At 37.6% G+C, this 11,850-nt stretch carries 10 protein-coding genes; 9 read left to right on the forward strand and 1 reads right to left on the reverse strand.

Features of this window, described 5'->3' with window-relative positions; all coding sequences use genetic code 11:
• Positions 1 to 179 precede the first annotated feature (179 nt).
• Positions 180 to 1,292, reverse strand: coding sequence for a hypothetical protein (locus tag JXR81_02210; GenBank protein ID MBN2753660.1), 1,113 nt, complete (start codon positions 1,290 to 1,292; stop codon positions 180 to 182).
• A 110-nt stretch (positions 1,293 to 1,402) separates the two neighbouring features.
• Between JXR81_02210 and rsmG the strand changes: the two genes are divergently transcribed.
• The 9 genes from rsmG (at position 1,403) to JXR81_02255 (ending at position 11,582) form a co-directional block, all read left to right on the forward strand.
• On the forward strand, positions 1,403 to 2,125 hold the full coding sequence (gene rsmG / locus JXR81_02215) for a 16S rRNA (guanine(527)-N(7))-methyltransferase RsmG (GenBank protein ID MBN2753661.1): 723 nt from the start codon (positions 1,403 to 1,405) through the stop codon (positions 2,123 to 2,125).
• A gap of 874 nt (positions 2,126 to 2,999) precedes the next feature.
• Positions 3,000 to 4,097 carry a DNA replication/repair protein RecF gene (gene recF / locus JXR81_02220; GenBank protein MBN2753662.1) on the forward strand — a complete coding sequence of 366 codons (1,098 nt, stop codon included), beginning with the start codon at positions 3,000 to 3,002 and terminating at the stop codon, positions 4,095 to 4,097.
• Positions 4,098 to 4,284: 187 nt separating this feature from the next.
• Positions 4,285 to 5,565, forward strand: a complete 1,281-nt coding sequence (locus tag JXR81_02225; GenBank protein MBN2753663.1) for an HD domain-containing protein — start codon at positions 4,285 to 4,287, stop codon at positions 5,563 to 5,565.
• On the forward strand, positions 5,565 to 7,127 hold the full coding sequence (locus JXR81_02230; GenBank protein ID MBN2753664.1) for an adenylate/guanylate cyclase domain-containing protein: 1,563 nt from the start codon (positions 5,565 to 5,567) through the stop codon (positions 7,125 to 7,127). The genes JXR81_02225 and JXR81_02230 overlap by 1 nt, the downstream gene beginning before the upstream one ends.
• A complete protein-coding gene (locus JXR81_02235) occupies positions 7,117 to 8,367 on the forward strand; it encodes a tetratricopeptide repeat protein (GenBank protein ID MBN2753665.1) in 1,251 nt (416 codons plus the stop codon). Before JXR81_02230 ends, JXR81_02235 begins: the two co-directional genes overlap by 11 nt.
• Before the next feature lie 3 nt (positions 8,368 to 8,370).
• The gene (locus tag JXR81_02240; protein ID MBN2753666.1) at positions 8,371 to 8,721 is read left to right on the forward strand and encodes a hypothetical protein; all 351 of its coding nucleotides are present in this window, start codon (positions 8,371 to 8,373) and stop codon (positions 8,719 to 8,721) included.
• Positions 8,718 to 9,191 (forward strand): hypothetical protein, encoded by a 474-nt coding sequence (locus JXR81_02245; protein MBN2753667.1) that lies wholly within the window; start codon positions 8,718 to 8,720, stop codon positions 9,189 to 9,191. The genes JXR81_02240 and JXR81_02245 overlap by 4 nt, the downstream gene beginning before the upstream one ends.
• Before the next feature lie 66 nt (positions 9,192 to 9,257).
• On the forward strand, positions 9,258 to 9,686 hold the full coding sequence (locus tag JXR81_02250; protein ID MBN2753668.1) for a cyclic nucleotide-binding domain-containing protein: 429 nt from the start codon (positions 9,258 to 9,260) through the stop codon (positions 9,684 to 9,686).
• Between the two features lie 111 nt (positions 9,687 to 9,797).
• Positions 9,798 to 11,582, forward strand: a complete 1,785-nt coding sequence (locus JXR81_02255; GenBank protein ID MBN2753669.1) for a hypothetical protein — start codon at positions 9,798 to 9,800, stop codon at positions 11,580 to 11,582.
• Positions 11,583 to 11,850: the final 268 nt, after the last annotated feature.

Here is an 11,850-nt window from a genome sequence, read left to right on the forward strand (position 1 = left end):
ATAGCATATAAGATTGTTTTTTAACCTCCCGTTTAATACATGTTTAAGGTGAAATATAGTCGTTGAAACATTAAATCTATAAAGCTGCGGTAAAAACTGATAAATCTTTTTTAAGAAAAGCAGGCAGGGCGGCTGTTTATTTTTAAGGTTTTTTCAGATGAGAGGGTATAAAAATTTTATTAAACCGGCAGGCCTTCATCGTTATATTTTTTTGTGTCCGTAAGTTCGCCGTTTTCATAGCGCCCTTCAAGTTTCACTTTTCCGTTTTCAAAATAACTTGTATAATTGCCCGCGGGTATGCCTTCTTCAAAATACTGTTCCACCTGAACCTGACCGGAAGGGTAGTACATTTTATAAAGCCCCTGCTGCTTGCCGTTATTATACGCGCCGGCCACTTTAAGTTTTCCTGATTTATAGTACAGTTTATAAAATCCGTGTTCCTGCCCGTTTAGGTATTCGCCTTCAACTTTAAGTTCTCCGGTTTCATAAAAAAGTTTATAGGGCCCTTCTTCAAGCCCTTCTTTATATATACCCTGCAGTTTAATACCGCCGTTTTCATAATATAAAGTAAAGTTTCCGTTTTCTTTTCCGTTTACATATTCACCTGTCATTTTTGGCATGCCGTTTTCGTAATATTTCTGCACAGGCCCGTTTTTAACCCCGGCAGCATAAGCCTCTTTTACCATTATATTTCCATTTTCATAATAAAGTTTGTGAACCCCGTTTTCTTTGCCCTGAATATAAATGCCTTCAAGCTTGACGGCGCCGGAAGGGTAGAACAGTTTAAACACACCTTCTTCTTTTCCGTATTTGTAAGACCCGTCTAACTTTTTATTTCCGTTCTCATAAAAAGTTATAAAGCTTCCGTGTTTAATTCCGTCCCTGTAGGTTTCGTTAAGTTTAAGGATACCGCCTTCATAATAAGTGCGGTTAACGGCTTCGCCTGTAAGTTCGTTTATGGCGCGTTCATTTTTTAGGCTGCCGTCCGCGAACCAGCTTTGATAAGGCCAGGTAATTTCGCCGTCCTGATAGGTTTCCTGTTCGGCCGGTTTGCCGTTGTCATAATACCAGGTAACAGTTCCGTCTTTTATGGAATTATTTTCATAGGTTATTTTAGCCGCCGTCTTTATGCCGGACTGGTCTATTTTTACGCATGCGGTTTCACCCGATATTGTTTCGCCTTCTTTTAAAACACTGCCGTCCGGGTTAAAAGTCCAGACAGCCGCAAGGACGGTGGTATCCTTAAAAAATTTCTGCTGCTGTCCCTGACGGATGCTTTTAAAAGTTATCATTTTTCACCGTGTTATTTTTTTTCATAATTCATAATATCATACAGCGTGTTATTTTCAATTAAGAAAAAAAAGAGTTTTCCGCGGACGCCTCCTTATGCAATAATGTTTTTATGAACTTACAAGCCGCTTTAAAAAAGCATCTAGAGGGCAGTCCTGCCGTTATAAACGGAGAGATGTTTAATAATATACTCATTTACTCAAATGAGTTAATTGAAAAAAACAGGCAGTTTAATCTTACCGCAATTACCGCCCCCGAAGAAGTTGCAGTAAAACATGTCCTTGATTCCGTACACCTGTTTGGGGCGATGTCAGGCGATGTTCCGGTTTCGCTTGCGGATGCCGGAACCGGCGCGGGTTTTCCTGGTATCATAGCCGCCATATTAAATGAAAAAATTAAAGTTACCCTTGTTGAATCAAACGGGAAAAAAGCAAATTTTTTAAACGGTGTAATTAATAAACTAAAACTTAATAACGCAGTTGTAATTCAAAGCCGCAGTGAAGAATGTTCCCGCGATAAAAAAATGCGTCAAAAATTTTCAGCAGTGACGATGAGAGCGTTTGCGGAATTTAAAACAGCAATGGAACTGACATCTGCGCTGTGCGCGCTTAAAGGAAAAATTTATTACTTTGCAAGCGCGGATCAAGTTAAAGAAATTAAACGCGAAGGAAATATTTATAACGAACTGAAATTAAAATTTGAAAAAATCTATGATTACACTTTACCGCTTGATCTTGGAAAAAGGCACATTGTAATTTTAAGCAGGACAGGGGACACGCCTAATTGTTATCCAAGAACATTTCAAAAGATAAAAATTAAACCTATCAGCTTCTAATTGTTCCACGTGGAACAATTTAGATTATTACAAATCATTTTGTTAAAACTTTAATTTTTTCATAAACTTTCCGGAATATTTTCTTCTGATATATTTATATAATTTATCCGTTTAAGTCTCGTTAAAATATACTATTCTAAATAAAAATTATTAAGCAGATTGTATTTTTTAATAGAATAGATATTTATAGTCAGCAATACAGATTTCTTAATAATTAATTGAATCTGAATAAATTTATTACCTTATAGTCTGACTTAATAATATTTAAATATAGATATTTTGTTTTATCACGCTGATATATGTATTAATAAAATTTAATTTTCAAAGTTTTCAATTCAATCATTGTTCTACGTGGAACAATGAGAAGTTAAATAAGAGAATACTATCCTTAAGAAATATATATAAGCAATGCCTGCTTATGGTAATAGTACCGCATATATAGCCGCGTAACTTAATTAAACATAAGCTGCTTAAACACACCTATTGTTCCACGTAGAACAATCTTTTAAGTATGGCAATAATCATATTTATACTATAAAAATATAAGATAATGAATCAATACCGGAGGATAAAAACACATGCTTAAGCGCCTTTTTTGGTATCTATTAAAATGTAAAATTAACTGATATGTATTAAATAATTACAGCGTTACAAATTTATGGTTGTGAATGTTAATTACAATAACAAGCATAAATAAATGTTTTGATGCATAACAATATTATCAGAGAAAATATAAAGTCAAAGCAATCAAACATTATAAATACGCAAATTGTTCCACGTGGAACAACTGAAAATTCTATAAAAATATATGTCTTGAAAAAGATATTCTATTGGTGTATCTTTGTCTCAATAGAAATATATTTCCGGAGGCAGGATGTATATAAAAAAAATTGAACTTTCAAACCTTAGAAACTATTCATCACTTAATTTAGAACTTGTTCAGGGTATAAATGTTTTTCACGGGGATAATGGTTCCGGGAAAACAAATATAATTGAAGCAATCCACTGGATGTCTTTGGGAAAATCTTTCAGAGCATCTGATGATAAAGAAATTGTTAAAGAGAATTGTGATTCGTGCAGAGTATACGCGGAAGCAGAAATAAGCGGGTTGGATAAATTGTTTTCTCTTGATTACTCATCTGCTTCCAGAAAGAAAAGCATCAGAATAAATAATACAAAGATAAAAAGGATGGGTGACATCATAGGAGAAATTCCTGTAGTGCTTTTTTCTCCGGAAGACATTCAGATAATAAAAGGCGAGCCGGTCTTAAGAAGAAAATATCTTGATCAGATGCTGTGCCAGGTAAGCAAAGAATATTTTGAGACGCTGGCAAAATATACAAAAGAGGTAAGTCACAGAAATTATCTGCTGAAGGGAATTAAAGACAAGAAAATAAAAATTTCCAATCTTGATATATGGAACGAGCAGATTAAAAACAATGGAACATTATTAGTCATGAAAAGATTTGAAGCTATAGAAGAATTAAATTCAATTCTTGTTTCAAAATTTTCATCAGAAAAAAATGATGTCTCTATAACATATCTTTCCAAAAATTTTATGTCGGTAAAACCCGAAGACATAAAAGCCGAATATGAAAATCATTTTAAAACAAAAATTGATGAAGAAATTTTAAGAGGCGTGACGCTGATTGGCCCTCATCGGGATGATTTAGAAATTTTTTATACCGGCAAAAAAGCAAAAGCTTTTGCGTCCGAAGGGCAGCAGAGAGTATCCGCTATTTTATTAAAACTTGCAGAGGGGCTTTTTATAAAAGAAAGAAAAAATATTTACCCTGTAATTATGCTTGATGATTTTTCTTCTGAACTTGATAACCCAAACCGCGGGTTTATAGGCAGGACACTTGAACAGTTTAAACAGATTATTATCACCACCACCTATCCGGAAAATTTAAAAGAGCTAATTCCCGCAAAAATGTTCCACGTGGAACAAGGCAAAGTTAGACAAGGCTAACAAAATAGTTTTTATTACCGCAAAATTCCAAATTAACGCTTTGCGGAAATTTTAAATAAGCCATAACAGTCATAAAAATCTTTAATTTATACGGCTCTTTCCCTTTTCCCCCCAAAAAAACTGCTGTTGTTGACCTTAATATACCGTTGTGATAATATATATTTACGGTGTTTTAGCGGAGGTATTTTTGAAAATAAGAAGCCAGTTAATATTAGGTATAGTTGCTATCGTCATCCTTTCTGTAACTGCAACCACTGTTGTGCTTGTAAGGGATGCCGCGGAAATAATGCAGGGGCAGATAAACGAAAAAGCGTTACTTATGATAAATTATTTTAAGGGCGTCAGCGCGGAACCGCTTTTAAAAGATGATGAAGTGACGCTTAATACATATCTTAATGAAATTATTTCAACCGAAGGGCTTGTTTACCTTATTATTACCGGCAGAGACGGGTATGTGAAAGCCGCTGACGATTCTTCACTGCTTGGCGCGGTTTTAAAAAACAGGCTGCCTGAGATTGCAGCGGGTGAAAAAAATATTTTTTTGAAATATAAAGGCAGTGATTATTCAGTGATTGCCTTTTCGGGCACCGTGGACGTAAAAGCCGGACGAATTAAAACTGAAGCGGGAAAAATCTACGCCGGTTTTGACAGTGAATACGTAAAGGAAAAACTTGTAAGGGTTTATGTTAAAAGCGCGGCAATTGCCGCGGGTATAATTATTATATCTGTTATTTTTATTGTGGCATTAATGCACAGGATGATGAGCCCCTTAAACAAACTTGTAAAAGGGACAAATAAAATTGCAGACGGCGATTTAAGTTATAAAATAAAAATAACCGCGGGCAATGAATTTCAGGAGCTTGCAAACAGTTTTAACGGCATGACGGATAAACTTAAGGATTATTATGACGGAATATTAAACGCGTTTACGGTGGCGGTGGATACGCAGGATAAATATATTCCCGCGCACGCAAAAAGAGTTTCAAAGATGGCGGTTAAAACAGCGCAGGCAGCCGGGCTTTCGCCCAAAAGGGCGGAAAATTTAAGGGTGGCTGCTATATTAAAGGATGTTGGCAATATCGGAGTAAAAAGAAAAATACTTGATAAGACCGACCCGCTTACGGCTGATGATTTTCTTGAAATACAGAAACACCCGGAAATTGGAGCTAAGATTATTAAAAATATTGATGCTTTAAAAGATGTTGTCCCTATTATAGTGGCTCATCATGAAAGGTTTGACGGCAACGGTTATCCTGACGGCAAAAAAGGCGAGGAAATTCCTGTTGAGGCAAGGATTCTTGCGGTGGCGGACGCTTATGACGCCATGACAACCGAAAGGGAGCACAGAAAAGCGCTTGATAAAGAAGAGGCGGTTTATGAACTTAGGCTTAACAAAGGAAAACAGTTTGACCCTGTTATAACAGAAAGGTTTATTGAGGTAATAAATAAGGAAGGAGGAAAAACTTAATGGCAGAAAAAAAGACGGTGAAGAAAAAAAATAAAGGATTAAAAATTTCACTGGGGGCTAAGTTTAGTTTTTTAGTGGGGCTGTTGTTTGCCGGAATAATGACGGTTGTCACCGTATTTATATATAATCACGAAAGCGATGTTCTTTCAAACCAAATAAAGCAGCGAGGTACTGCAATTGCGGTAAATCTTGCCAATAACGCATCCGAAGCGCTTACCAATGATGATGAACTTACGCTTTCCAAGCTTGCCAGGGAAGCTGTACAGGAAACAAAGTTTGATGAAACACAAATGGAATTATATGACCGTGTAATTAAGATATTAAAGGAAGATATAATTGAACAGAAGAAGAAAGAAATTATTAAAAACGAAGGCATTATGGAAGCTGTTGTTGTAAAAAAAGACGGAAATATTGCGTCCGCGGATGAAGTAAGGAGGATAGATGAAAGATATATCCTTCCGGCGGGTTTAAAACCCGTTCAAAAAGAAAATGATGTGCTTATTCAGGAATATAAAAAAAATGGAAAAAGTTATTTTGATATCGCGGTACCTTTAAAAGCGAAGCTTGGTATGGATGAACACATGATAGGAGAGGTTCATCTTACGGTTTCAACGCAGATAATAACCGAGAGCGTGGCCGTGGCTTCTGTTAAAGTCGCCCTTATTACTATAATAGGGCTTATAGCAGGGATACTTTTTACGGTACTGCTGGTAAACTTTATGGTAAAACCAATAAAGCAGCTTGTAAAAGGCGTTAATAAAATAGGGGAAGGAAATTATGATGTGGTAATTCCCACCAGGTCGCATGATGAAATAGGCGATTTGACGAAAGCTTTTAATTCCACAGCCAAAAGCCTTAAGGAAAAAGAACTTTTAAAAGGCGCGTTTTCCACTTATGTGTCGGACAAAGTCATGCAGCAGGTTTTAAAAGACCCTAACAAACTGCAGCTTCACGGAATTAAGGTAAAAGCCACAATGATGTTTACCGATATCAGGGGATTTACATCAATGTCTGAAAATCTTCAGCCGGAAGAGGTTGTAAGCGTAATAAATGAGTATCTGACACTGCAGACTGATAAAGTTTTTAAATTTGAAGGGCTTCTTGATAAGTTTGTGGGAGACTGTGTAATGGCTGTATATGGCGTGCCTTTTCCCAAGCCGGATGACGCATACCGCGCCGTAAGGACAGCAATGGCTATAAGGGAAGGCGTGGAAAAACTTAATGTGATAAGAAAAAGAAGAAACATGATAGTGGTTCAGATAGGTATTGGGGTTAATACCGGCGATGTGGTTTCCGGAAACATGGGTTCGCCGCAGAAAATGGATTATACCGTAATAGGCGACAATGTAAACCTTGCCGCAAGGCTTGAAGCAAACGCTCCCGGCGGGCAGGTATGGGTAAGCGAAAGCACATATCTTGAGACAAAAGATTATATTGAATATGAAGAACTGGCGCCTATAATGGTTAAAGGAAAAAAGGAGCCGGTAAAAGTTTACAGCCCAAAAACTGTTATAATGGAATATCCAAAAGAACTGCTGGAAAAGGATAATAATGGAGCTTAAAAAAGACATATTAAAAACAGTTACCAGATACGCCCAGGCAGGCGAATGGGCTAAGGTTATAGCAGAGTATGAAAAACTGCTTCAAATTGAACCGGATGACATTAATGTCCATAATTCAATAGGTGATGCTTTTTCCAAAATGGGCGAAGACAGAAAAGCGTTTGAACATTATCTGCGCGTGTTAAATGACCCGCAGACAAAGGCAAACCCCACAAAAATGGCGTTTTTAAACAAGAAAATATCAAAACTTGACCCAAAAAAGTTTGACCTTGACGGCAAAGCGCTTCACGAAACCATTTCCAAATCGGTTAAAGCAAAGGATATGTTTGAAAAACAGGAAGGCGGGGATGCTTCTGCCCTGCCGGCGCTTAAAGAGGCGCTTGCAAACGATAAAATGAACCCTGAACTGTTCATGATGTTAGGCGAGGTTTATGAAAAGCAGACAGACATTGGAAACGCCATAGAATCTTATGTTAAGGCGTTAAGGATATATGTGGAAAAAAATAACAGCGGTAAAGGGCTGGAGCTTGCGAAAAAAATAATGAACCTGCAGAAAGAAAACACCGATGCTCTGGCAATGATTGCGGAAGATATGGTAAAAAACGGCAAAAAAGAAGAAGCTGAAGAGATGTTTAAGGATGTACTTATAAATTTAGCGGAAAAAAACCTTGTGGCAGAAGGTAAGGGTGTTTCAAAAAGGGCCATGGAGCTTGGGATAACATACGGCGAGCAGTTTTTTTCCTATTTTCTTTTTAAAGACGGAAAATATGAAGAAGCCAGAAAAATTCTGGAAAAAAAATATTCACTTACGCTTGAAGAAAAACTTCTGCTTGGAAAAATATGCTACAAGATGAACGATTTTGAAAAAGCAAAATCTGTTTTTCTTTCGATGGACCCTGCAATAATAAATGAAAGCGAAGAACTGCTTGATCAGATAGGCGATGTTTTTCTTAAACTAAGGGAGTTAAAGACCTCTTCGGAATATTATATGAAAGTGGTGCGTATGCTTAAAAGCCAGGGAGACCTGGATCATGCCATGCTTGCCGCCAATAAAGTATTAAATGTGGACGGCGATAATATAGAAGTACACGAAATTCTGACAGATATATATACAAAAAAACAGATGAAAAACAAGCTTATAGATTCCCTTACAAAACTGGCGTCGCTTTATGACGCCGCGCACAGGACGCAGGACAGCATGAGCGCCAAAAATATGCTTAATAAGCTGAAAATGCTTTAGCGCATGAAGCCGTTTGACTGTGAAACCTGCGGTTTAAAGATTAAAGATAATCAGGCCGTTGTCAGGTGGCATTATGATAAAGAAAAAAAATCCGCGGATACTTTTCAGATAGTCCATCCAAATACGGTATGTTCAGATTCCAAAGAAGGTTTTTTTAACCGGTCGCTTGAACTGATGTATGTTTTTGGAAAGATGCCGGAGTTTATAAAGTACATTTCAAGGTTAAAACACGATAAAAAAGAGCTTAAAAGGTTTGTGGACCGTATTGAAAAAGGGCGCAGTTACATAAGGCGGCACAACGCGGATAAAAACGAAATTAAAAAGCTGATAATAAGGCTTGAAGGGCTGGAATGATAATGGAATGCAAAGAGGCAAGAAAAAAACTTAATGATTATTCAAAAGGATATATTACAGATACCGCGGAAAAAGACAGCCTGGAGTCGCATATTAAAAAGTGCGAACTGTGCAGGCGGGAGCTTGCCATGTGGCAGGATGTAAACGACAGGCAGCACGGCCTGGAAGGCGGGCGCGTGTCATCGCGCCTTGCGGAAAAAGCCCATCAAATAAGCGGTGAAATGGAAAAAGACGTAAATATGGCTCCGGCCGCCAAAAGAATGGGTTATGTGGCCAATACTTTAAAATCTCCCGCGGCAATGATAATAGGAATAATTACGTGCGTGTTTTTAGGGCTGGCAATTCTGCTTATGTTTGTTAAAGAAGAAGTAAGCATATGGTTTCACATATTTATGATAGCGGGAGGAATTGCCATGATATTTGTGGCGGTTAAAACGTCCGTCTTCAACAGGAAGAAAAGTAAAAAGTAATATTGACAAAATAACTGACAAAATATATAATACATAAGGATTAAAAAAAAGACGGGGGAAAATGAGATGGCAGATGACATTACCAGGTTAAGAGAAACGCTTAAGAAGGTTGATTTTTTCTATTCTTTAAACTTTGCTCAGCTTGACGAACTTATTAAAGCAATGAAAAAACAGAAATTCAGAAAAGGTGAAGTAATAATTCAGCAGGGTGAAACCGGAGATGCTTTCTACATGATATCGGTAGGTTCTGTATCCATACATATAAAGAAAGGAATGTCAGAAAAGAAAGTGGCAGGGCTGTCAGAAGGTGATTTTTTTGGAGAAACAGCACTTGTAACAGATTCGCCAAGAAACGCCACTGTTATAGCAGAGGCACCTACAGAGCTGTTTGTATTGCATAAGGCCTCTTTTAAGAAAATACTTCTTGCCAACCCTAAGATATCTGCTATAATCAAAGAAGAACTGGCCAAAAGAAAGTCAAAAAACGCATTATAATACCGTATTAAGCGATTAAACAGGGAATATTTTCCGCTGTTTACATAATAGAAAGCTGTTTCATATGGCAGAAACGGCTTTAATTTATATTTTTGAAGGAGGAAGTCGGGTATGTCTGAAACAGCAATCAAAGAAGGTGAAGCAATTAATTACGTGCTTGAAGGTATTGACCAGTCGGTTAAAGACGGGGTTATGACAGCCCTTGAATTTTTTGGAAAAGAAAAATCTGACAACGGCAATAAAATAGAGGATGTTGTTAAGGTAAACAAATTAAGGACCGCTTACAATACATTAATAACAGCCCTTGTAACAACAAGGTTAAATGACCTTAATAAACAGCAGAGGCTTTTTCTTGCCACCGGCGCCATAGGCGATTTTGTGGAAATAGGCGATAACAGAATTAATCTGCTTGATCCGGAACTATACAAACAGCTGCTTGAAGCTTTTGAAACAAAAGATTCTTTAAGCGCGCTTTCGCTTTCAGTGTTCAGCGTACCGGATAAAATGAGGGCGCTTGCAGAGGGCAATATTGAACTTATAGACACTTCGGGCAAAAAGAAAAGAAAAAAGGAAGATACGCGCGACCCCAAGAAAGTAAAAGCGGAACTTGAATGGAAAAAGAATGACGCGTTAAAAGCCGGCGCTAACCTTGTAAGGACGCTTGGAACAAATATAGACAAGATGCTTCAGCTGGACGCGACAAAGTTAAAGACTTTAAAACTTAATTTTGACGCGCTGGATAAATACATGGCAATACTTGCAAAGGGAGAAAGGATAACACCCGAGGAAAAAAAGCTTAAGTCCGCCCTTGCAATGAGAAGCGACGGCATGGCAAAAGTGCTTGCTGATTTTACAAAGATGTACGCAGAAACTTTTACAAGGTCGGCTGAAAATGTTGATGCCATAAAAGAAAAAGTTGACGTAATAAAAGAACTTGAAAATGACCTGTCAAAAGTATCAGATGTGGTTGCTGACCAGTCCGCAAGGGCATTTGATTCTTTCAGGCCCGAACACGTTGAAATTATTAAAAAAGATATAAGCATACTTAACAGTTTTATAGTAACGGCCGCGGAAAAAGCCGGCAACAGGATGCCGTATTCCGGCGCCAGGATACTTTTAAACAGCCAGATAATAGATATGCCGACAGCAATGACAAACTATCTGTGCACGCCGCATAACGTCATAGAATCACTTAAAAAAATACTTTCAATTCACATAAACGCTTTTCCGATTGATGAAGACGGCAATTATAAAATCCCCCCCATTCTTATTGAACCTTTAAGAAATTATGTGGATTTTTTGGAAGACAGGTTTGTGATGGGTTTTGTAAGCGGCGAATCAGGCAAGAAAGGCGCGTATGTTTCATTTACCCCCATTGATTTTCAGGTTATGAAAGCTATTGGAATGTATCTTGCGAAAGATCCTGTATATGACTATCGCGGTGAAATAAACGAAGGTACGTTTATGGGAGACTATACAGGAAAAATAGAAAAGACGGCTCAGGTGAAATGGACCGGCGCGGATAAGAAAATGAATATGGTTATGAGCGCGGAACTTGTGGACGCCGCATCCCGCGATGACGCGGTTCAGGATTATATAGATTTTATGTTCAACGCTTTAAACGGGCTTGGGCCTCCGCCTAAAATGTCAAAACGTAAAATTAACGTACTTTTAAGATATGCCACGGTAAAGAGCATAGAAAATAATGTTAAACTGCTTTTAACTTATGTGGCTCAGTCCGAACCCACGGAAGTGCGTGATACTATTCTTAAATACACAAACAGAAATTACGAACAGTCCAAAGAAATGGTAAGGGCATGCGTAAAAGAAGACGCAATGGTTCAGAGGATACTTGGCAACAACCCGGAAATGGTAATAGCTAAGATATTTGTTTAAAACGCAATCAAAGATTGCGTTTTAAATCCCCGTGCCATTATAATAAGTATATGGCACAGCGGGATAAATAAAAGATTGTGTTTATAATCCCCGTGTTTATGGAGAAGCGTGATAAATAAGTAAAAAATGCCGCAGGTGAAAACCTGCGGCTTTTTTATTTTTAATCCAAACCCTGTTTATTTTTGGATTTAAGAAGTGGTAGACGCGGGTCTTCAGCCCGCGGACGTTGTATTTGTTGTATATCTTTTCTTCCATCCCTCTGACCTTT

It is taken from the genome of Candidatus Goldiibacteriota bacterium (genome assembly GCA_016937715.1).
GTDB lineage: Bacteria > Oederibacteriota > PGYV01 > PGYV01 > PGYV01 > PGYV01.